Consider the following 19,904-nt stretch of genomic DNA (forward strand, 5'->3'; position numbering starts at 1 on the left):
GCCTGACAGGCCTTTTCTGCAGGGGCAGCGTCAGCTCGTGGACCAACGGTCGTCCGAAGCAGGCCCTGCTCGCCCAGCCGGTCAGCGATTCGCTTAGCGCGCCCCCGCCCTCGGCGCGCGGCCGACATAACGCACCCGCACCTCTCCCACGCCCTGCGACAACAGGTCCAGTTCCTCGGCCGCCGCACGTGACAGGTCGATGATCCGCCCTTCGACAAACGGCCCCCGGTCGTTGATGCGCAGGATGACGCGACGCCCGTTGGCCCGATTGGTCACTTCCACCAGACCGGGCAGGGGCAGGGTCTTGTGCGCCGCCGTCAGGGCGTTCATGTCAAACCGCTCGCCCGTCGAGGTCGGACGACCATTGTGCTGCGCCCCGTACCAGGAGGCCATTCCGACCTCGTCATAGTCCGGCTGCTCGGCGGGACGGTACCAGCGGCCCCGGATCTGATAAGGCCGCATCGTGCCAGAGACGATGGGCGCGGGATCGGTCACGACCGGCGGGCGCAGCGGCGCATCGCGCCCTCCCCCAAGGCCGGCGCAGGCCGCCAGGGTCGAAAAGGCGGCGGCGATCAACGCGCCCCTCAGCAATCTCGCCATCATGGCCTCACGCACTCCGGTTCACTCGGAGGCGATCATCGCAGCGGACGTTTCCGGTTTGGTTAATGCGCCCTTTGGGGCTATGCGTCCCGGCGTCGCGGCCTCGCCATTGCGCCCGCGCCCAGTTCTGAAGCGAGCGCGTTGAAACCCTCCCTCTACCAGACCCGATCCGGCGTCTTCGCCCTGGCGACCCTGTGCTGCCTCCTGTGGGGCAGCGCCTTTCCGGCGGTCAAGAACGGCTACGCCCTGCTCCATATCGCGCCGGGCGACATCGCTAGCCAGATGCTGTTCGCCGGATGGCGGTTCGCGCTCGCGGGGTTGATCCTGCTCATGGTCGCGGCGGCGATGAAGAAGCCGATCCTGGCGCTGAACGGCCGCCAGATGCGCCAGGTCGCCCTGCTGGGCCTGACCCAGACGACCATCCAGTACGTCTTCTTCTATGTCGGCCTTGCCCATGCCAGCGGCGTGAAATCGTCCATCATGAACGCCACCGGCGTCTTCTTCAGCGTCGTCCTGGCCCACTTCATCTATGGGAATGACCGTCTGACCGGCCGCAAGGCCCTAGGCTGCCTGATCGGTTTCCTGGGTGTGGTGGTGGTCAACCTCGGCGGCGGCGCCCTGGGCTTTGATTTCAGCCTGCTGGGCGAAGGCTTCATCATCATCGCCGCCTTCGTGCTGGCGGCGGCCTCCATCTATGGCAAGCGCCTGTCGACCGACATGGATGCGATGGTGATGACCGGCTGGCAGCTCTTCATCGGCGGGGCGATCCTGACCGGGATCGGCATGGCCGACGGGAGCCATCTGGAGGGGCTGGACCTCCGGTCCGGCGCCCTGCTGCTCTACATGGCGCTGCTGTCCTCGGTGGCGTTCGCGGTGTGGAGCCTGCTGCTGAAGCACAACCCCGTTGGCCTGATCGCGGCCTTCAACTTCCTGATCCCGATCTTCGGCGTGGCCCTGTCGGCGCTCTTTCTGGGCGAATCCCTACTGCGGTGGAGCTATCTGGCGGCGCTGGTTCTGGTCTGCGCCGGCATCTGGCTGGTGACCCGCCCGTCGGTTCCTCGCCCAGCCTGATCGTCCGCACGCCCCGCCTGCGCTTTGTGCTTGGGCGACGGCGAACTTGCCGCTATGCACGCCTCCGCGCGCTGTCTCGACTCGCGCTGGACAGGTGGCCGAGTGGTTTAAGGCAGCGGTCTTGAAAACCGCCGTAGGTGAAAGCCTACCGTGGGTTCGAATCCCACCCTGTCCGCCATCAACCACCCGAGAGTGCGTCCATTCGAGGCGCTGCGCCGATGTGACCGGATCGACCCGATGTCGCTCGCCAGCAGGGAACGGCCCGTTGAATCGGGCCTAGCCGCCGTAGCCGCGTCCGCCGCCGCCGAAGCCGCCGCGCGAGACGACCGTGGTGCGGCTCTGCACTCGGCTCGGAGCCTGACGAGCGACATCGCCGTGCTCGCGGGCGTTGGTCAGCGTCTTGCCCGTGCGATAGTCACGGTAGACGTAACCGCCGCCGTAGCCATTGGAATACTGGTTGTCGCGGTTGCGATACAGCGGTCCGCCGCCGCGATAGCGCCCGCCGTCCAGCATCTGGCCGATGACGAAGCCGGCCAGCAGAGGCGTGAAGAAGGAGCCGCCGCCGCTGTGGTTTGGCTGGCACTGCGACGGCCCCCACTGCCCTTCGCACTCGGATTGGGTCGCATAGCGCGGGGCGGTTTCGGCGGCGGCCTTTTGAGCCGCGGCTTGAGCGGCGTCGCATTCGGCGTCCGAGATGTCGTTGGCGGCGCGGCACTCGTCCAGCGAGGTATAGACCTGAGCCGGTTCGGGCTCGGGCGCCGCGAGCTGGGGCGAGCCGCAGGCGGCCAGCGTGAAGCTGGCGGTGGCCATCAGGCTGCTGACGTGCAGGACGCGTGAGCGCTTCATCCGGCGCATCGTCCTGGTCTGCGGCAAGTCTTGGGGCAGGTCTTTCGGATCGGTCATCACGGTCACGCCGTCATGCAGGCGGCGTTCAGCAGCCCGACGCAGATGGAGACAGCGGCCAGATAGACGGCGGCGGCTATCTCGCCGGCCTCGATGCGGACCACCAGATTGCGGAAGGCCAGGCGGCTGACGATGACGAAGACCACGATCTGGATCACGCCTGCCAGCAGGGCCCAGGCGGCGAACTCGGCCAGGCTGACCGTGTGCGACAGGGCCGAGGCCAGCGGCAGGACATAGCCAATCAGGGCCCCGCCCAGAGCGATGGCGGCGGCCGGGTTGCCCTCCCGGATCAGGGTGCGCTCATGATAGGGCGTGACCCACTGGTAGATCAGCTTGAACGCCAGGGTGAAGGCGCCCGCCGCCGCGAAGGCGATCAGGAAGGCGATCGCCCCCTGCTGAAACCCGAACCAGTCGAACATCTGTCTTTCCCCCTTTGGTGCGCGGTCAAGCGCGGAACTCGGCCATTTCCAGCGGAATGCCGATCATGATTTCGTGCGTTGTCTCGCCGCCCTCGGGCTGCTGCTCCAGGGCGATCATCAGCTCGCGTCCGCCCGCCAGATCACGTCCGTATAGCATACAGGTCTGGAAGATTCGGGCGTAGGGCGTCGTGGCCGCGCGGTCGTCCCATATGGTCTCCCACAGGGTCACGGGCGGCTGGACGGCGTCGCTCTCGGCGAACCAGAAGCGCGGATAGTCGGGCAGTTCCTCAGCCGCGCCATGAAAGACCGGCGCCGACAGACGGTCGCGCCAAATGCGGCGCTCGCGCTCGCCCGGCGGATAGGCCGAGGTCCAGGGCACGAACAGGCTGAAGTCGTAGCTTTCGGCCCCCGCCGCGTCGTCGCTCATGGCCTGAAGCATGACGTGGTCGTCGGTGTAGAAGCGGTGGACGAACTGCCCGCCGTCCAGGCTGACCAGTCCCTGGGCCGTGATGTCCAGCACGTCGCGGTCCAGCGTGAAATGCGTCTCGTCGCCCAAGCGGCGCCAGGCCAGCGGGTCCAGCGCCACAGTGCGGCCCACGGTGATGTTGCGCACCGTCGCCAGCCGCGAGGCGGGCGCGGCTTTGTCCGATTGTCCGAAAAGCTTCTTGAACATGGGCGACTATCTAGGCCTGCTGCGGGCGGACTGCGACCGAACAGCGGATCATGGCTCAAAATTCCGTCCTGAGTTGCCCGATGTCAAGCGTTCATGTTACGCGTTACATGAAACATGACCAAGCCGCCCGCCCCCTCCTCCGCCGCGACCGACCGCATCCGTGCGTGGCGTCAGGCGCGCCGCGAGGCCGGGCTGGTCAAGCTGGAGCTCTGGGTGCCCGAGGCAGCGCGCGACGACGTGAAGGCCGCCGTCCGCGCCATCGTCACCGATTCCACACGCGGCCCCCACCTTGCCGGTCGCAACCTTGCCGGCGGGGCGCGCCGCCCCACTTCTGATCCCATCACTTCTGGAGACGACCACCACATGGACGCCGTGATCGAAACCCCCTGGACCGTGCCCGCCATCAAGGCGGCGCTGGACGCCTCGCCCCTGGTCCGCGAGGGCGAGATGACCCTGCGCGTGCTGGAAGGCGCGGACGCCGTGCTGCTGGCGACGATGCACGAATACGGCGACCTGTCGGTCTATCTCAGCGTCGGCGGCGCCCAGATCGTCTGCTCGGTGCTGCTGTGGCCCGTGGCCGAACAGGCCGACCGCCACGCCTTCAACGAGTTCCTGCTGAAGGCCCAGCGCGTGGTGCCTTTGTCGAACTTCGCCATCACCAACGTCGGCGGCGAAGACGTCTATGAGCTGATGGGCGAGCTGTCGTGCAAGACGACGCTGCAGACCATCCTGATCGAGTTGCGCACCCTGGCGGAAAACGCCATCGACGCCACCGAACTGCGCGAAACCTTCGGCGCCGACGCCGCCTGATCCCGGAGACCTCATCATGTCCATGCTCAGAAAACTCTCCGCCCTGTTCCGCGGCACCGCCCATGACGCGGCCCAGGGCGTCGTCGACGCCAATGCCCTGAAGATCCTGGATCAGGAAATCCGCGACGCCGACAACGCCCAGGGCAAGGCCCGCGACGACCTGGCCGGCCTGGTGGCGCGCCGCCGCATGGCCGAGAACGAAATGGCCAGCTTCCACGACCAGATCGGCAAGTACGAAAGCTCGGCCCGCACGGCCCTGGGCCAGGGCAAGACTGATCTGGCGCGCGAAGTCGCCGTCCGCATCGCCGAACTGGAAGTCGAGATCACCAGCCGTGGCCCGCTGATCGAGGACATGAAGACGGCCGAGGCGCGTCTGCGCACCGCCATCGCCTCGACCGACCAGAAGATCGAGACGCTCCGTCGCGAGATCGACATCGTCAAGGTCAACGAGTCCGTCCAGCGCGCCCAGACCTCGGTCGCCCTGAACTCGGCCGGCGCCCAGTCGCGCATCGGCTCGGCCGCCGACAGCCTGCAACGCATCAAGCAGCGTCAGGCCGTGCAGGAAGAAAAGCTGCGCGAGAACCAGGCCCTGGAAGACCGCCGCACCGGCGCCGACCTGGACGCCAAGCTGCGCGACGCCGGCATCCTGCCCGGCCATTCCTCGGCTGACGACGTCCTGGCCCGCCTGACCCAGAAGGACGTGACCATCGTCACCCCGCGCATCGGTCAGGCTTCGCCCGACAAGGACCCGGCCTGATCCATGCAACGTCTGCGCTTCGATCCCCGCCCCGACTGGGACGCCCAGGCGGACAGCCTCGGCTTCACCTGGCGTCACACGGGCGGCGAACTCTATTGGGACGAAACCGCCGCCTACGCCTTCACGATGGCCGAGGTCGAGGACGGGATCGAAGCGCCGACCGAGGACCTGCACGCCATGTGCCTCGACCTGGTCGCCGAGGCGGTCCAGTCCGAGCGGCTGATGGAGCAGCTCGACATCCCCGAGCCCATGCGGGACTATGTGGCCGACAGCTGGAAGCGGGGCGATCCGTCGCTCTACGGCCGCTTCGACTTCGCCTACGACGGCACGGGTCCGGCCAAGCTCTACGAATACAACGCCGACACCCCGACCAGCATCTATGAGACGGCGGTCTTCCAGTGGCTGTGGCTGGAGGATCAGATCAAGGCCGGCGTCCTGCCCGCCGAGGCGGACCAGTTCAACAGCCTGCATGAGAAGCTGGTCGACCGCTTCCGCGCCATCTTCCCGAACGGCGGCTTCGTGCATTTCAGCTCGGACGCCGACTTCGTCGAGGACCGCCAGACCGTGCGCTTCCTGGAAGACCTGGCGCGTCAGGCCGGGCTGGACCCGCAGTTCGTCGCCATCGACCAGATCGGCCTGAACGCGGACGGTCAGTTCGTGGACCACGAGAACTGGATCATCCAGGCGATGTTCAAGCTCTATCCCTGGGAGCAGATGCTGCGCGACGACTACGCCGCGCCGCTGCCGACGGCAGGCGTGACGGTGCTGGAGCCGGCGTGGAAGAGCCTGTTGTCCAACAAGGGCATCCTGCCCCTGCTGTGGGAACGCCACGCGGGCCACCCCAACCTGCTGGAAGCCTATTTCGAGGACGATCCGGCCCACACGGCCCTCGGTTCGTCTTACGTCCGCAAGCCCCTGTTCTCGCGCGAAGGCGCCAATGTCGAACTGATCGAACAGGGCCGCAGCACAGCCGAGGTCATCGACGGCGGCTATGGCGGCGGGCGCTGGATCCGCCAGGCCCTTTGCAACCCGCCCAGCTTCGACGACAACCACGCCATCGTCGGCTCCTGGGTCGTCGGCGACGAGGCCGCCGGGATGAGCCTGCGCGAAGACACAAGCCTGATCACCCGCAACACGTCACGGTTCCTGCCGCACTTCATCAGAGACTGAAGGCGCCCGTGTAGCGGCGGCGTCAGCCGCCGGGTTTCTCGCTGAAGTATTTCTCGAACTTGCCCGTCTCGCGCTCATAATCCGCGCGATCGGCGGGCGGTTCGCCCTTGACCGTGATGTTGGGCCAGACCTTGGCGTAGTCGGCGTTGATCTTGAGCCATTTGCCGTCGGGTTCGTCCTCGGTGTCCGGCTTGATGGCGTCGACCGGGCACTCGGGTTCGCAGACGCCGCAGTCGATGCAGTCGTCGGGCGAGATGACGAGGAAGTTCTCGCCCTCATAGAAACAGTCCACCGGGCAGACTTCGACGCAGTCCATGAACTTGCACTTCACGCAGGCGTCGGTGACGAGATAGGTCACAGGAGAAATCCAGTCGTAGGAGCGGCGGCCTAGAGCCAGCCGCGCTCTTCAAGAAGGCGGCGAACCGCATCGGCCGCCTGCGACGGCGACAACTGTTCCGTAGCGACGATCAGGTCGGGCGCGCTCGGCGTTTCATAGGGCGCAGCGACCCCGGTGAAGTTCGCGATCGCGCCGGCCGAGGCGCGGGCATACAGCCCCTTGGGATCGCGGGCGCGGCAGCTTTCCAGCGACGCCTCCACGAAGACCTCCACGAAACGGCCATCGTCAAATCGCGCCCGCACCGCGTCGCGATCCACCTGGCGCGGCGAAATCAGGGCGCAGATGGCGATGACGCCGGTCTCGGCGAACAGCCGCACCGCCTCACCCGTCCGGCGCACGTTCTCGGCCCGGTCGGCGTCGGAGAAGCCGAGATCGCGATTGAGGCCGTGGCGCAGGTTGTCGCCGTCCAGCAGCACCGTCCGGCAGCCGCGTCCATGCAGGCTCTGTTGCAGCGCCTGGGCCACGGTCGACTTGCCCGCGCCCGACAGGCCGGTCAGCCAGACCACCCCGCCCCGATGGCCGTTCAGCAGTTCATGCGCCTCACGCGAGACGGCGGCGGGACTTTGATGGATGTGGGCCGCCTGACCGGAAACGCCCGTCACCACCCCGGCGGCGACCGTGACGCCAGAGCCCCGGTCGATCAGCACGAAGGCGCCCTGGGCCGGGTCCTGAAAGAAGGCGTCGACGGCGACCGGCGACGGCAGGGTCAGGCGACCGTCGGCCACCTCGTTGGGGGTCAGCACGACCGTCGCGTCCGACAGGGTCAGTCGCGCGGGCAAGGTCCGGGTACCCAGCTTGACCTGATAGCGACCGGTCGCATCGAACGACTGATCCCCCATCCACAGCAGGCGGACATCCAGCCGATCCGAGGCCGCAGGCCGATCATCGACCGGCGCCAGGACATCGCCCCGCGCCACATCGACATCCTCGGCCAGTTCCAGGGTGACGGCGTCGCCGGCTCGGGCGACCGCGACTTCGACATCGCCAGAAAGGATGCGCGCCAGCGTCGCCGTCTGGCCGCCCGGGCAGACCGCCAGAACGTCACCGACCCGGACCTCGCCCGAGGCGATGGTCCCGGCATAGCCGCGGAAGTCGGCGTGCGGCCGGTTGACGTATTGCACCGACATCCGGAACGGCCGGGCGACGCCGGTTTCGGCGACCGGCAGATCTTCCAGGGCCTCGATCAGGCTGGGGCCGTCGTACCAGGGCGTGGCGGCGGACGGTGCCGTCAGGTTGTCGCCTCGACGCGCGCTGACCGGGATGGCCGTCACCGAGCGGAAGCCCAGATCGGCGACCAGATCGGCATAGGTGTCGCGGATGCGCGCGAACGCCGACGGATCATCCGCGACCAGGTCGATCTTGTTGACCGCCAGAATGACGTGGCGAATGCCGAACAGGGCGACGATGCGGCTGTGGCGCGCCGTCTGGGCCGTGACGCCCTTGACCGCATCGACCAGCACGACCGCCGCGTCGCAGGTCGAGGCGCCGGTGGCCATGTTGCGCGTATATTGCTCGTGTCCCGGGGTGTCAGCGACGATGAAGCTGCGGCGCGGCGTCGACATGTAGCGGTAGGCCACGTCGATGGTGATGCCCTGCTCGCGCTCGGCCTCCAGCCCGTCCAACAGCAGGGCGTAGTCCAGGTTCGCCCCATCGGTGCCGAAGCGGCGCGAGTCGCGTTCCAGCGTCGCCAGTTGATCCTCGGGCACCTGGCCCGTCTCGAACAGCAGCCGCCCGATCAGGGTGGACTTGCCGTCGTCCACCGAGCCGCAGGTCAGGAAGCGCAGCAGGTCGCGTTCCTCTCGCCGGGTTTGCGGCGGGAAGGCCGTCACGACGCCGTCCATCAGAAGTAGCCCTCGCGCTTCTTGCGCTCCATCGAGGCGGTCTCATCGGCGTCGATCAGCCGTCCCTGACGCTCGGATTGGCGGCTGGTGCGCAGCTCGCGGATCACCGCGTCGAGGCTGTCCGCCTCGGACTCCACCGCCGCGCTCAGCGGATAGCAGCCCAGCGAGCGGAAGCGGACACGGCGCAGTTCAGGCGTCTCGCCTTCTCGAAGCGGCAAGCGCTCGTCGTCGCGCACGATCAGGGCGCCGTCGCGCACCACCACAGGGCGCAGGGCCGAGAAGTACAGCGGCACGACCGGGATGCCCTCGGCGCGCGTGTATTCCCAGACGTCCAGCTCGGTCCAGTTCGACAGGGGGAAGACGCGCAGGCTCTCGCCCGGCCCCAGGTTCGAGTTCCACAGCCGCCACAGCTCCGGTCGCTGGCGACGCGGGTCCCAGCTGTGATCCGCGCCCCGGAACGAAAAGATGCGCTCCTTGGCCCGCGACTTCTCCTCGTCGCGACGCGCGCCGCCGATGGCTACGTCAAAACCATGCAGGTCCAGCGCCTGTTTCAGGGCGTCGGTCTTCATCGCCTGGGTGTGAGCCGAAGAGCCCGAGGTGATCGGACTGACGCCGCGCGCCAGCGCCTCATGATTGGTGTGGACCAGCAGACGTGCGCCATAGAGGCCCGCCACATGGTCGCGGTGGGTGATCATGTCCCGGAACTTCCATGTCGTATCGACATGCAGCAGCGGGAACGGCGGCGAGCCCGGATAGAAGGCCTTGGCCGCCAGGTGCAGCAGGACGCCCGAGTCCTTGCCGATCGAATACATCATGACCGGGTTGCGCGCGGTCGCGGCGACCTCCCGCAGGATCTCGATGGCCTCGGCTTCAAGCTGGCGCAGATGCGGGGGCAGGACGCGACGCGCCGTGGCGTCTCTCTGCTTTTCGACGGTCGCCTGCATGGGCTGCGGTCCTTACTGGTCGTCTTGAACAAGGGATATTTGAAACGTCGAGGGCCGGTCCACGTCGAGCGATATGATCTCGCGCCGGCCGATAGAAAATCTGAAGGGTCAGCCGACGAAGGCGCGCTCCAGCACATAGTCGCCAGGTTCGGCGTTCGAACCTTCGCTCAGGCCGTGGCTTTCCAGCAGGGCCGCCGCATCGCGGATCATGGCGGTCGAGCCGCACAGCATGACGCGGTCCGTAGCGGGATCGAACCGGCCGTCGAGCCCCAGATCGTCGAAGAAGGCGCCGCTGGTGATGCGGTCGGTGATGCGGCCCGGTTGCTCGAACGCCTCACGCGTCACCGTGGGGTAATAGGTCAGCCGCCCCTGCGCGACCTCGCCCACCAAGGGGTCCTCGAACAGCTCGGTTTGCAGGAAGTCGCGATAGGCCAGGTCCGCAACCTGACGCACGGTGTGGGTGACCACCACCTGCTCGAACCGCTCATAGGTTTCTGGATCACGCGCCACGCTCAGCCAGGGCGCCAGGCCGGTGCCAGTGCCGATCAGGAACAGCCGCCGTCCCGGCTTCAGAGCGTCCAGCACCAGGGTTCCGGTCGGCTTCTTGCCCAACAGGACCTCGTCGCCGGGCTGGATGTCGACCAGGCGCGACGTCAGCGGCCCGTCCTCGACGCGGATGGAGAAGAACTCCAGCTCATCCGACCAGGACGGACTAGCGATGGAATAGGCCCGCAGCGTCGGCTTGCCCGCGCCGTCCAGCGATGGCAGGCCGATCATCACGAACTCACCGGAGCGGAAGCGGAAGTCCTCTGGCCGATCAATGGCGAAGCTGAACAGATGATCGGTCCAGCGCCGCACCCAACGCACCCGTTGCGGGGTCCATGGCGCCGGCGCCGCGACACGGGCACGTTCCAGAACTGCGACTTCGCTCACGACCGACCTCCTGCTTGAAGGCCTTCGACATAGGGCGGGAAGCGTCAGCCGAGGAAACGATCAATCCTGCTTCGAACGTGCAGAAAATCTGCGAGCGCGCTTACAGCTGGTCCAGATTGTTGTCGTAATCGATGGCCTGCTTCTTCAGCCAGGCCACGAAGGCCTTGGTTCCCGGCGATGCCGGACGGTCCCTCGGCAGGACGATGTAATAGGCGAAACCCAGCATCTGGCTGCCATCCGGGAAAGGCGCGACCAGGCGCCCGGAGGTCAGGTCGGCCTGGGCCAGAGTCCGCTTGGCCAGGGCCACGCCCCGCCCCGCCGCAGCCGCCTCGATCAGCAGGCTGGACTGGTCGAAACGCGAGCCGCGCCGCGCGTCGGCGTGGCTGGCGTGGCGGGCCTTCAGCCACATGGCCCAGTCGGGCCGCGAGGCGTCGCCGTCCTCGGACATATCATGCAGAAGCGTGTGCTGGGCCAGGTCCTCGGCGGTGCGGATCGGGTGCGGCGCGGCCATCAGGGAGGGCGAGCAGACAGGGATGACCGTCTCGGTCAGCAGGCGCTCGACGACATGGCCCGGATAGTCGCCGGGGCCATAGCGGATGGCCAGATCGACCTTGCCCTTGCCCACCGTCACCGGCTCCATGTCGGCCGAAATCCAGACTTCGATGTCCGGGTGGGCGGCGTGGAAATCGTCCATGCGCGGCATCAGCCATTTCGAGGCGAAGGACGGCGCCACGCTGATCGCCACCGTCCGGTTCAGCGGCGGCTCGCGCAAAATGGCCGAGGCGTCCATCAGCCGCTCGAACCCTTCGCGCAGAAGCGGCGTCGCCGCGCGACCCAGCTCCGTCAGCTGCAAACCGCGCGCCTCACGCGTGAACAGCGGCCCGCCGATGATCTCCTCCAGCAGGCGAATCTGCTGGCTGACAGCGCCCGGCGTCACCGACAGCTCGTCCGCCGTCCGCGAGAAGTTGAGGTGCCGCGACGCGCTTTCAAAAGCACGCAGAGCATTGAGGGGCAAAAGCGGTCGAACCATACGCTTGTAGAAAACCTATCAGGGCGCCGAAGACAATCTGGTTTGTGGAAGGATCGTGCACGACGGATGCTGAATGTCGAGCCGCCACGCAACAGCGCAGGCGGATGACAGCAGATCATGGAACAGGCCGATGCGCGTCTTTCTGGCATCCATCCCTTTGAGCGAGGCGAAAGTCGTCGTTGTCGGCGCGGGCGAACCGGCGCTTGCGAAGCTGCGCCTGTTCCTGAACAGCCCGGCCGAACTGGTCTGGTTCACGCCGGACAGCGCGCCCGCCGCGCTGGAAACGCCGCAAGGCGCGCCGACGCCGACCGCTCGCCTTCCTGACGCAGCGGACCTGAACGGCGCCCGACTGGTCTTCATCGCTCTGAACGATCTCGCCCTGGCCCGCAGCATCGCCGAGGCCGCCCGCGCCGCCGGCGCTCAGGCCAACATCGTGGACCAGCCCAGCCATAGCGACTTTCACACCCCCGCCCTGATCGACCGCGACGAGGTCGTCGTGGCCGTCGCCACCGGCGGGTCGGCGCCCATCCTGGCCCGCGACCTGCGCTCGCGTATCGAGGCGGTCCTGCCCCAGGGCGTGGCCTCGGTCGCGCGACTGGCGGGCGAACTGCGCGGCGCGGTGAAGGACGCGATCCCCGACTTCCTCGACCGTCGTCGCTTCTGGGAAAAGGCGTTTCGCAGCCCCGCCGCCGACCTGGCCGCCGATGGCCGCATGGCCGAGGCCCGTCGCGAGATGGTCCGCCTGCTCAACGTCGCCGCCTCGCCGCGCGACGAGGCCACCCAGGGCGTCGTCCACATCGTCGGCGCCGGGCCGGGCGATCCCGAGCTTCTGACCCTCAAGGCCCTGCGCGCCTTGCAGGACGCCGACGTCATCATTCACGACAAGCTGGTCTCGGCCGAGGTGCTGGACCGCGCCCGGCGCGACGCCAAGCGCATCTACGTCGGCAAGGCGCGCGGCGACCATTCGGTGCCTCAGGATCAGATCGAACAGCTGATGATCGAGGAGGCCCGCGCCGGACATCGCGTCGTCCGGCTGAAGGGCGGCGATCCCTTCGTCTTCGGCCGCGGCGGCGAAGAACTGGAAGCCGTTCGCGCCGCCGGGATCGAGGCCATCGTCGTGCCGGGCATCACGGCCGCCCTCGCCTGCGCGGCCTCGACCGGCCTGCCCCTGACCCACCGCGACCACGCCCAGGCCGTGACCTTCGTCACCGGCCAGCCCAAGCCGGGCGGCCAGTCCGCTGACTGGACCCGACTGGCCGCGCCCAACCATACGCTGGCCGTCTACATGGGCTCGGGTCAGGCCGCTGAGATCGCATCCAGCCTGATCGCCGCCGGGCGTGCTGGGGCCACCCCCGTCGCCGTGGTCGAGAACGGCAGCCGCCCCGACCAGCGCACCTTCAAGGGTCGCCTCGACGACCTGGCCGCCTTGGTCGCCCGCATGGACCTGACCGGCCCCGCCCTGCTGTTCATTGGCGAAACCGCTGCTCTCGCCGTCGCCGACGACGAGCGCGCCCGGATCGAGGTCGCGGCATGAAACTGCTGACCGCCAACCGGCTGACCGACGGCCGCGTCATCTATCTGGGCGAGGCCGACGCCGTGGTCGAAGCCATCGACGCCGCCCGCCCGCTGGACGCCGCCGCCGCCGAGGCCGCTCTGGCCTTGGCCCAGTCGCGCCCGGACGTCTTCGTCAATCCGTATCTGATCGAGGTCGAGGGCCGCGCGCCCTCGGGCCGTGACCGGCTGAGGGAGAGCATCCGCTCCATCGGCCCCAGCGTCGGCCACAGCCTCGACTTCGCCGCTCGAAACGAGACCGCCTGATGTACCGCTTTGACGAGTTCGACGCCGCCCTGGTCCGCGAACGCATCGCCGAGTTCAGCGATCAGGTCGACCGCCGCAGCAGGGGCGAGCTGACCGAGGACGAGTTCAAGCCGCTGCGGCTGATGAACGGCGTCTATCTGCAACTGCACGCCTATATGGCGCGGATCGCCGTCCCCTATGGCGTCATGAACAGCCGCCAGATGCGCCAACTGGCCCATGTCGCCCGCACCTATGACAAGGGCTACGGCCACTTCACCACCCGCACCAACATCCAGTTCAACTGGCCCGCGCTGCAGGACCTGCCCGCCATCCTGAGCGATCTGGCCGAGGTCGAGATGCACGCCATCCAGACCTCCGGCAACTGCATCCGCAACGTCACGACCGACGTCTTCGCGGGCGTCGCCGCCGATGAGATCGAGGACCCGCGTCCCTGGTGCGAGATCCTGCGACAGTGGTCGACCATCCACCCGGAGTTCTCCTTCCTGCCGCGCAAGTTCAAGATCGCCGTCGTCGGCGCGGCCAAGGACCGGGCGGCGATCCGGACCCACGACGTGGGCTTGCAGATCGTGCGCGGCGAGGACGGCCAGACAGCCTTCCGCGTCTTCGTCGGCGGCGGTCAGGGACGCCTGCCGCACATCGCCCAAGAGATCGCACCCGCCGTGCCGGGCCGTTCGCTGCTGGCCTATCTGACCGCCATCCTGCGCGCCTACAATCTGCTGGGGCGGCGCGACAACATCCACAAGGCGCGGATCAAGATTCTGGTCGCCGCCATCGGCATCGACGCCTTCCGCGAAGAGGTCGAGCGGCAGTTCGCCATCCTGCGTCAGGAAGATCTGCGCATCCCCGACGAGGAGCTGGCGCGCATCCAGGCCTATTTCACGCCGCCGCCGTTCGAGACCCTGACCGCGACCAGCCCGTCCTATGACGCGGCCCGCCGTCTGAACCCCGAGTTCGCCCGCTTCACCCGCTCCAACCTGCGCGACCACAAGCAGGCCGGTTACGGCGCCGTCATCGTCTCGCTGAAGCCCGTCGACGGCGTGCCCGGCGACATCACGGCAGCTCAGATGGAGGTCGTCGCCGATCTGGCCTCAAGGTTCTCGTTCGACGAGGTCCGCGCCTCCTACGAACAGAACCTGGTCCTGCCGCACGTCCGGCTGGAGGACGCCCACGCGGTCTGGAGCCGACTGCGCGAAGCCGGTCTGGCCACCGCCAACGCCGACCTGGCCACCGACATCATCGCCTGCCCCGGTCTGGACTACTGCAGTCTGGCCAACGCCCGTTCGATCCCCGTGGCGCAGGCCCTGTCACGTCAGCTGGCCGACGCCGACTTGCAGGAGAAGCTCGGCCCGGTGCGCATCAATATCAGCGGCTGCATCAACGCCTGCGGCCACCACCATGTCGGCCACATCGGCGTCCTCGGCGTCGATCGAAAGGGCGAGGAATACTATCAGATCACCGTCGGCGGCTCGCCCGACGAACAGCCGGCCCTGGGCGAGATCGTCGGCCGCAGCCTGCCCGCCGACGAGGTCGCGCCCGCCATCGCCCGCGCCCTGGATCGCTATCTGGAGCTCCGCACCGACGGCGAACTGTTCATCGACACGGTCCGCCGCCTCGGCGCCGATCCCTTCCGAACCGCCATCTATGAGCCGATCGATGCAGCTGCTTGAGCAAGCCCAGGACGGCGTCCGCCTGACCGTTTCGACGCCTGAGGCGGATATTCAGGCGGCGGCCGCCGCCAACGATAGCCTGATCCTGGAGTTCGAGGCCTTTCGCGACGGACGCGGCTTCTCGCTGGCCGCCGTTCTGCGCGGTCAGGGCTATCGCGGCCGCCTGATCGCTGCCGGCAAGGTCCTGCCCGACCAGGCGCGCCACCTGCGCCGCTGCGGCTTCGACGCGGTCGAACTGCCCCCCGGCGCGGATGCGGCGCCCTGGCGGCGCATGGATCAGGTCTTCAGCGCCGCCTATCAATCCGCAACGGGCGATGACCGGTTGGTCTGGCGTCAGCGTCATGCGACGCCGCCCGTCGAAGACGCCGCTGCCCTGGCCGCGCGCCTCAATGATCAATGGGCCGACGCCGACGCGGAAAGCCTGCTGGCGGCGGCGCTGGACCCGGCTCTCGGCCGAAAGACCGCCGCCGTCTCCTCTTTCGGCGCCGAGGCCGCCGTCCTGCTGCACCTGATCTCGCGTGTGCGGCCTGACCTGCCCGTCGTCTTCCTCGAGACCGGCCAGCACTTCTTCCAGACCCTGGCCTATCGTCGCGAACTGGCCGAGCGCCTCGGCCTGACCGACGTCCGCGACATCACCCCTGACGCAGCCGTCCTGTCCGCGTCGGACCCGCGCGGCGACCTGTGGCGTAGCCAGCCCGACGCCTGCTGCGCCATCCGCAAGGTCGAGCCGCAGGCGCGCGCCCTGGCCGGTTTCGACACCCGGATCACCGGGCGCAAACGCTATCAGAACAGCCAACGCGCCGACCTGAAACCCTTCGAGGCCGTCGACGGCGTCCTGACCGTCAATCCGCTGGCTGCCTGGTCGGCCGAGCAGATCGAGACCTGGCTACACGACCATCAACTGCCCCGCCACCCCCTGGTCGAGCAGGGCTACCCTTCCATCGGCTGCTGGCCCTGCACCCGCGCGGTCGAAGCGGGCGAGAACGCCCGCGACGGCCGCTGGGCCGGGCAGGAGAAGACCGAATGCGGCATTCACGGACGGACGCTGGCCCCGGCCTGTTGACGCAAACCGCCCGCCGCCTCGCCCGACCCCATCCCAAGACCTGATCCAGAGACATCCCTTGTCCATCGCTAGCATCATCAACCTCATCGGCGACACGCCGTTGATCCGCCTGAACCGCCTGTCGGAAGCCACCGGCTGCGAGATTCTGGGCAAGGCGGAGTTCCTCAACCCCGGCCAGTCCATCAAGGACCGCGCCGCCCTGTCCATTGTCCAAAAGGCCAAGGCCTCGGGCGCGCTGCGGCCCAGCGGCGTGATCGTGGAGGGCACGGCGGGCAACACCGGCATCGGCCTGGCCCTGGTCGGCGCCGCCCTGGGCCACCGGGTCGTCATCGTCATGCCGCGCACCCAGTCCGAAGAGAAGAAGCTGGCCATCCGCTCCCTGGGCGCGCGCCTGATCGAGGTGGACGCCGCCCCCTTCTCCAGCCCCAACCACTTCGTCCACTATTCCGAGGAAGTGGCGCGCAAGCTGAACGCCAGCGAGCCAAACGGCGCCTTCTGGGCCAATCAGTTCGACAATACCGCCAACCGCGCCGCCCACTATGAGGGCACGGCGGCCGAGATCTGGGAGCAGACCAGCGGCCGGATCGACGCCTTCATCAGCGCCGTCGGCAGCGGCGGCACCCTGGCCGGGGTCGGCGCCTTCCTGCGCGAGCGCAATCCGGCGGTGAAGATCGGCCTGGCCGATCCGGCCGGCGCCGCCCTGTTCAACTGGTTCACCCGGGGTCAGATGACGGGCGAAGGCAGTTCGATCACCGAAGGCATCGGCGTGGCGCGGATCACCGGCAATCTGGACGGCTTTACGCCGGACTTCGCCTATCGCATCGAAGACGCTGAATTCCTGCCAATTCTGTTCGATCTGGTGGCGCACGAGGGCCTGTCGCTGGGCGGGTCGTCGGGGGTCAATCTGGCCGGCGCCGTGCGTCTGGCGCGCGACCTGGGGCCGGGCAGGACCATCGTCACCGTCCTGTGCGACCCCGGCACGCGCTACGCCTCGCGCCTGTTCAACCCGGCCTTCCTGCGCAGCAAGGGTCTGCCGACCCCGCAATGGGTTTCTGAAGACGTGCGGGAGCTGGCGTAATGTTGAACTTCTCACCGGACCGTCGCGGTCTTCTGCTCGGCGCCGGCGCCATGGCTCTCAGCGGATGCGCCCAGAGCAAGGGGACGCAGGCCGCCCTGCTGAACGTCTCCTACGACCCGACGCGAGAGTTCTATCGCGCCTATAACGAGGCCTTCCTGGCGCGATGGCGCGAGGGCGGCGGCGCGCCCTTTGCGGTCGAGCAGTCGCACGGGGGGTCAGGCAAGCAGGCCCGCGCCGTCATCGACGGCCTGCCCGGCGACGTCGTCACTCTGGCGTTGGCGTCGGACATCGACGAGATCGCCGCGCGCGGCCTGATCGCCGCCGACTGGCAGACGCGCCTGCCCGACAACGCCTCCCCCTATACCTCGACCATCGTGTTTCTGGTCCGCAAGGGGAACCCCAAGGGCATCCACGACTGGCCCGATCTGCTGAATCCAGGCGTCGAGGTCATCACCCCAAACCCGAAGACCTCCGGCGGCGCGCGCTGGAACTATCTGGCGGCCTGGGCTGACGCCCTGCGTCGCGCCGGCGGCACCGAACAATCCGCTCAGGCCTATGTCACTGAGCTGTTCCGCCGCGTGCCGGTGCTGGACACCGGCGCGCGCGGGGCCACCACCACCTTCGTTCAGCGCGGCATCGGCGACGTCCTGCTGGCGTGGGAGAACGAAGCCTTCCTGGCTGCCCGCGAACTGGGTCCGGATCAGGTCGACATCGTCGCCCCGCCCTTCTCCATCCTGGCCGAACCGCCGGTGGCGGTGGTCGACAAGGTGGTGGACAAGAAGGGCACGCGCGATCGCGCCGTGGCCTATCTGGCGCAACTCTACGACGAACCGGCCCAGGTTCTGGCGGCCGAGCACTACTACCGTCCGCGCAATGCGACCGTCGCCGCCCGGTTCGCCGACCGTTTCCCGCATCTGACGCTGGCCGACGTCTCGGACTTCGGCGGCTGGACCGCCGCCCAGAAGCGCCACTTCGCCGACGGCGGCGTCTTCGATCAGATCTATCAGCCCGGCCGACGACCGTGACCCGACAAGCCGGCAAACTTGTCTGGAAAGCCCCCAGCCCCCTGCCCGGCTTCTCGCTCTCGCTCGGGTTCACGGTCGCCTATCTGTCGCTCTTCGTCCTCATCCCCCTGGTCGCCCTGGCGATCCGGCCGTGGGAGAACGGGCTGGACAGCGTCATCGCCGTGGTCACCTCGCCCCGCGCCCAGGCGGCCTTGAGGCTCAGCTTCGTCGCCGCCGCCGTCGCCGCCGTCGTCAACGCCGTGATGGGCGGGCTGCTGGCCTGGGTGCTGACCCGTTACGACTTCCCCGGCAAGCGGCTGGCCGACGCCGTGATCGACCTGCCCCTCGCCCTGCCGACCGCCGTGGCGGGCATCGCCCTGACCGCGCTCTACGCCCAGAACGGGCCGATCGGCGGCCTGCTGGCGCCACTGGGGCTCAAGATCGCCTACACCCCCGTCGGCGTGGTCGTGGCCATGATCTTCGTCGGCCTACCCTTCGTCGTCCGCTCGATCCAGCCTGTGCTTCAGGATCTGGACCAGGAGGTCGAGGCGGCCGCCGAGACCCTGGGCGCCTCGCCGTTCCAGAGCGCGACGCGGATCATCCTGCCCGCGATCCTGCCCGCCCTGCTGTCCGGCGTCGGCCTCGCCTTCGCGCGCGGGGTCGGAGAATACGGCTCGGTCATCTTCATCGCCGGCAATATGCCGCTGCGCTCCGAGATCGCGCCCCTGCTGATCGTCACCCAGCTGGAGCAGTTCGACTACGCCGGCGCCGCGACCATCGGCATGGCCATGCTGATCCTGTCCTTCCTCATCCTGCTGGGCTTCAACGGCCTTCAGACCTTGGTCGCGAGGCGCGGCGCATGACGGTCGAAACCCTGCCCATTGCGCCCGCATCCGCCTCTCACAAGCGAGGCCTGGGTCGCGGCCTGCTGATAGGACTGGCCCTGCTGTGGCTGGTGCTGATTGTGCTGGCGCCGCTGGGCGTCATTCTGGTCGAGGCCCTGCGCAAGGGCGCGGGCGCCGCCGCCGCCCGCCTGTCCCAGCCCGACGTCTGGGCCGCCGCCCGGCTGACCCTGGTGACCACGGCCATAGCCACGCCGCTGAACGCCGTTTTCGGTCTGGCCACCGCCTGGTGCGTCACCCGCTTCGACTTCATCGGCAAGACCCTGCTGATGGCGCTGATCGACCTGCCGCTGTCGGTGTCGCCGGTCATTTCCGGTCTGGTCTGGATGCTGCTGTTCGGCGCCTCGGGCTGGTTCGCGCCCTGGCTGAACGCCGCCGGCGTGCAGATCATGTTCACCCCGGCCGCCATCGTCCTAGCGACGGTTCTCGTCACCCTGCCCTATGTGGCGCGCGAGCTGATCCCGCTGATGCAGCAGCAGGGCTCGGACGAGGAACTGGCCGCCCTGACCTTGGGCGCCCGCCCGTCCGCCATCTTCTTCTTCATCACCCTGCCGAACGTGCGCTGGGCGCTGCTGTACGGCGTGCTGCTGGCCAATGCCCGGGCCATGGGCGAGTTCGGCGCCGTCTCGGTGGTGTCCGGTCACATTCGCGGCCTGACCAACACCCTGCCGCTGCACGTCGAGATTCTCTACAACGAGTATGACTTCGTCGGCGCCTTCGCGACCGCCGCCCTGCTGGCGGTACTGGCGCTGGTGACCCTGATCCTGAAGTCCTTCCTCGAGCACCGCCACGCCGACGACCTCGCCGCAAGGGGGCGGCGCTGA

General features: G+C 68.2%; 21 protein-coding genes and 1 tRNA gene. 13 read left to right on the forward strand and 9 right to left on the reverse strand.

What is annotated here, in order from left to right:
• Positions 1-93: 93 nt before the first annotated feature.
• Complete coding sequence (locus ACREEF_RS02555; protein WP_431564046.1) at positions 94-603, reverse strand: septal ring lytic transglycosylase RlpA family protein; 510 nt, start codon at positions 601-603, stop codon at positions 94-96.
• Positions 604-741: 138 nt separating this feature from the next.
• Here ACREEF_RS02555 and ACREEF_RS02560 point away from each other — a divergent pair, with 138 nt between their 5' ends.
• A complete protein-coding gene (locus tag ACREEF_RS02560) occupies positions 742-1,671 on the forward strand; it encodes a DMT family transporter (protein WP_431564047.1) in 930 nt (309 codons plus the stop codon).
• 88 nt (positions 1,672-1,759) lie between these two features.
• Positions 1,760-1,849 (forward strand) — tRNA-Ser (locus ACREEF_RS02565).
• Positions 1,850-1,947: 98 nt separating this feature from the next.
• Here the strand turns inward: ACREEF_RS02565 and ACREEF_RS02570 are convergent.
• From ACREEF_RS02570 to ACREEF_RS02580, 3 genes are read right to left on the reverse strand one after another with little or no spacing between them, the layout of a single operon-like run.
• On the reverse strand, positions 1,948-2,574 hold the full coding sequence (locus ACREEF_RS02570; RefSeq protein WP_431564048.1) for a DUF1190 domain-containing protein: 627 nt from the start codon (positions 2,572-2,574) through the stop codon (positions 1,948-1,950).
• Between the two features lie 5 nt (positions 2,575-2,579).
• Entirely contained in the window at positions 2,580-2,993 is a 414-nt protein-coding gene (locus ACREEF_RS02575) for a DUF350 domain-containing protein (protein ID WP_431564049.1), read from the reverse strand.
• A 25-nt stretch (positions 2,994-3,018) separates the two neighbouring features.
• Positions 3,019-3,666, reverse strand: a complete 648-nt coding sequence (locus ACREEF_RS02580; RefSeq protein WP_431564050.1) for a YjfK family protein — start codon at positions 3,664-3,666, stop codon at positions 3,019-3,021.
• A gap of 114 nt (positions 3,667-3,780) precedes the next feature.
• Between ACREEF_RS02580 and ACREEF_RS02585 the strand changes: the two genes are divergently transcribed.
• Genes ACREEF_RS02585 through ACREEF_RS02595 form a run of 3 tightly spaced genes read left to right on the forward strand, consistent with a single transcriptional unit; the run spans position 3,781 to position 6,403 of the window.
• Positions 3,781-4,476, forward strand: coding sequence for a YjfI family protein (locus ACREEF_RS02585; protein ID WP_431564051.1), 696 nt, complete (start codon positions 3,781-3,783; stop codon positions 4,474-4,476).
• A 16-nt stretch (positions 4,477-4,492) separates the two neighbouring features.
• Positions 4,493-5,233 carry a PspA/IM30 family protein gene (locus ACREEF_RS02590; RefSeq protein WP_431564052.1) on the forward strand — a complete coding sequence of 247 codons (741 nt, stop codon included), beginning with the start codon at positions 4,493-4,495 and terminating at the stop codon, positions 5,231-5,233.
• A gap of 3 nt (positions 5,234-5,236) precedes the next feature.
• On the forward strand, positions 5,237-6,403 hold the full coding sequence (locus tag ACREEF_RS02595) for a glutathionylspermidine synthase family protein (RefSeq protein ID WP_431564053.1): 1,167 nt from the start codon (positions 5,237-5,239) through the stop codon (positions 6,401-6,403).
• A 22-nt stretch (positions 6,404-6,425) separates the two neighbouring features.
• Here ACREEF_RS02595 and fdxA read toward each other — a convergent pair whose 3' ends face one another.
• The 5 genes from fdxA to gcvA all read right to left on the reverse strand — a co-directional run bounded on the left by fdxA (position 6,426) and on the right by gcvA (position 11,548).
• Positions 6,426-6,761 (reverse strand): ferredoxin FdxA, encoded by a 336-nt coding sequence (fdxA, locus tag ACREEF_RS02600; RefSeq protein ID WP_431564054.1) that lies wholly within the window; start codon positions 6,759-6,761, stop codon positions 6,426-6,428.
• A 29-nt stretch (positions 6,762-6,790) separates the two neighbouring features.
• Positions 6,791-8,641, reverse strand: a complete 1,851-nt coding sequence (cysC, locus tag ACREEF_RS02605) for an adenylyl-sulfate kinase (RefSeq protein WP_431564055.1) — start codon at positions 8,639-8,641, stop codon at positions 6,791-6,793.
• Entirely contained in the window at positions 8,641-9,585 is a 945-nt protein-coding gene (cysD, locus tag ACREEF_RS02610) for a sulfate adenylyltransferase subunit CysD (RefSeq protein ID WP_431564056.1), read from the reverse strand. Before cysD ends, cysC begins: the two co-directional genes overlap by 1 nt.
• A gap of 108 nt (positions 9,586-9,693) precedes the next feature.
• On the reverse strand, positions 9,694-10,500 hold the full coding sequence (locus ACREEF_RS02615; RefSeq protein ID WP_431564105.1) for a ferredoxin--NADP reductase: 807 nt from the start codon (positions 10,498-10,500) through the stop codon (positions 9,694-9,696).
• 118 nt (positions 10,501-10,618) lie between these two features.
• Positions 10,619-11,548, reverse strand: coding sequence for a transcriptional regulator GcvA (gene gcvA / locus ACREEF_RS02620; protein WP_431564057.1), 930 nt, complete (start codon positions 11,546-11,548; stop codon positions 10,619-10,621).
• 130 nt (positions 11,549-11,678) lie between these two features.
• Here gcvA and cysG point away from each other — a divergent pair, with 130 nt between their 5' ends.
• The 8 genes from cysG to cysW are packed head-to-tail and all read left to right on the forward strand — an operon-like array spanning position 11,679 to position 19,904.
• The gene (gene cysG, locus ACREEF_RS02625) at positions 11,679-13,082 is read left to right on the forward strand and encodes a siroheme synthase CysG (RefSeq protein ID WP_431564058.1); all 1,404 of its coding nucleotides are present in this window, start codon (positions 11,679-11,681) and stop codon (positions 13,080-13,082) included.
• Positions 13,079-13,366, forward strand: a complete 288-nt coding sequence (locus tag ACREEF_RS02630; protein WP_431564059.1) for a DUF2849 domain-containing protein — start codon at positions 13,079-13,081, stop codon at positions 13,364-13,366. The genes cysG and ACREEF_RS02630 overlap by 4 nt, the downstream gene beginning before the upstream one ends.
• Positions 13,366-15,033 (forward strand): nitrite/sulfite reductase, encoded by a 1,668-nt coding sequence (locus tag ACREEF_RS02635; RefSeq protein ID WP_431564060.1) that lies wholly within the window; start codon positions 13,366-13,368, stop codon positions 15,031-15,033. The genes ACREEF_RS02630 and ACREEF_RS02635 overlap by 1 nt, the downstream gene beginning before the upstream one ends.
• Entirely contained in the window at positions 15,020-16,096 is a 1,077-nt protein-coding gene (locus ACREEF_RS02640; RefSeq protein ID WP_431564061.1) for a phosphoadenylyl-sulfate reductase, read from the forward strand. The genes ACREEF_RS02635 and ACREEF_RS02640 overlap by 14 nt, the downstream gene beginning before the upstream one ends.
• A gap of 58 nt (positions 16,097-16,154) precedes the next feature.
• On the forward strand, positions 16,155-17,174 hold the full coding sequence (locus ACREEF_RS02645) for a cysteine synthase A (RefSeq protein WP_431564062.1): 1,020 nt from the start codon (positions 16,155-16,157) through the stop codon (positions 17,172-17,174).
• On the forward strand, positions 17,174-18,199 hold the full coding sequence (locus ACREEF_RS02650; RefSeq protein WP_431564063.1) for a sulfate ABC transporter substrate-binding protein: 1,026 nt from the start codon (positions 17,174-17,176) through the stop codon (positions 18,197-18,199). Before ACREEF_RS02645 ends, ACREEF_RS02650 begins: the two co-directional genes overlap by 1 nt.
• On the forward strand, positions 18,196-19,041 hold the full coding sequence (cysT, locus tag ACREEF_RS02655; protein ID WP_431564064.1) for a sulfate ABC transporter permease subunit CysT: 846 nt from the start codon (positions 18,196-18,198) through the stop codon (positions 19,039-19,041). Before ACREEF_RS02650 ends, cysT begins: the two co-directional genes overlap by 4 nt.
• A complete protein-coding gene (gene cysW, locus ACREEF_RS02660; RefSeq protein ID WP_431564065.1) occupies positions 19,038-19,904 on the forward strand; it encodes a sulfate ABC transporter permease subunit CysW in 867 nt (288 codons plus the stop codon). The genes cysT and cysW overlap by 4 nt, the downstream gene beginning before the upstream one ends.

It is taken from the genome of Brevundimonas sp. (assembly GCF_050729455.1).
In the GTDB taxonomy this organism is placed as follows: Bacteria; Pseudomonadota; Alphaproteobacteria; order Caulobacterales; family Caulobacteraceae; genus Brevundimonas.

What these genes read in the sequence shown, in the direction of transcription:
- ACREEF_RS02570 (WP_431564048.1), bottom strand. Translation starts at nt 2,574, where the DNA reads ATGACCGATCCGAAAGACCTGCCCCAAGACTTGCCGCAGACCAGGACG.
- cysC (WP_431564055.1), bottom strand. Translation starts at nt 8,641, where the DNA reads ATGGACGGCGTCGTGACGGCCTTCCCGCCGCAAACCCGGCGAGAGGAA.
- cysD (WP_431564056.1), bottom strand. Translation starts at nt 9,585, where the DNA reads ATGCAGGCGACCGTCGAAAAGCAGAGAGACGCCACGGCGCGTCGCGTC.
- cysW (WP_431564065.1), top strand. Translation starts at nt 19,038, where the DNA reads ATGACGGTCGAAACCCTGCCCATTGCGCCCGCATCCGCCTCTCACAAG.
- ACREEF_RS02575 (WP_431564049.1), bottom strand. Translation starts at nt 2,993, where the DNA reads ATGTTCGACTGGTTCGGGTTTCAGCAGGGGGCGATCGCCTTCCTGATC.
- ACREEF_RS02650 (WP_431564063.1), top strand. Translation starts at nt 17,174, where the DNA reads ATGTTGAACTTCTCACCGGACCGTCGCGGTCTTCTGCTCGGCGCCGGC.
- ACREEF_RS02640 (WP_431564061.1), top strand. Translation starts at nt 15,020, where the DNA reads ATGCAGCTGCTTGAGCAAGCCCAGGACGGCGTCCGCCTGACCGTTTCG.
- ACREEF_RS02585 (WP_431564051.1), top strand. Translation starts at nt 3,781, where the DNA reads ATGACCAAGCCGCCCGCCCCCTCCTCCGCCGCGACCGACCGCATCCGT.
- cysG (WP_431564058.1), top strand. Translation starts at nt 11,679, where the DNA reads ATGCGCGTCTTTCTGGCATCCATCCCTTTGAGCGAGGCGAAAGTCGTC.
- ACREEF_RS02590 (WP_431564052.1), top strand. Translation starts at nt 4,493, where the DNA reads ATGTCCATGCTCAGAAAACTCTCCGCCCTGTTCCGCGGCACCGCCCAT.
- gcvA (WP_431564057.1), bottom strand. Translation starts at nt 11,548, where the DNA reads ATGGTTCGACCGCTTTTGCCCCTCAATGCTCTGCGTGCTTTTGAAAGC.
- ACREEF_RS02555 (WP_431564046.1), bottom strand. Translation starts at nt 603, where the DNA reads ATGATGGCGAGATTGCTGAGGGGCGCGTTGATCGCCGCCGCCTTTTCG.
- ACREEF_RS02595 (WP_431564053.1), top strand. Translation starts at nt 5,237, where the DNA reads ATGCAACGTCTGCGCTTCGATCCCCGCCCCGACTGGGACGCCCAGGCG.
- ACREEF_RS02630 (WP_431564059.1), top strand. Translation starts at nt 13,079, where the DNA reads ATGAAACTGCTGACCGCCAACCGGCTGACCGACGGCCGCGTCATCTAT.
- ACREEF_RS02635 (WP_431564060.1), top strand. Translation starts at nt 13,366, where the DNA reads ATGTACCGCTTTGACGAGTTCGACGCCGCCCTGGTCCGCGAACGCATC.
- ACREEF_RS02580 (WP_431564050.1), bottom strand. Translation starts at nt 3,666, where the DNA reads ATGTTCAAGAAGCTTTTCGGACAATCGGACAAAGCCGCGCCCGCCTCG.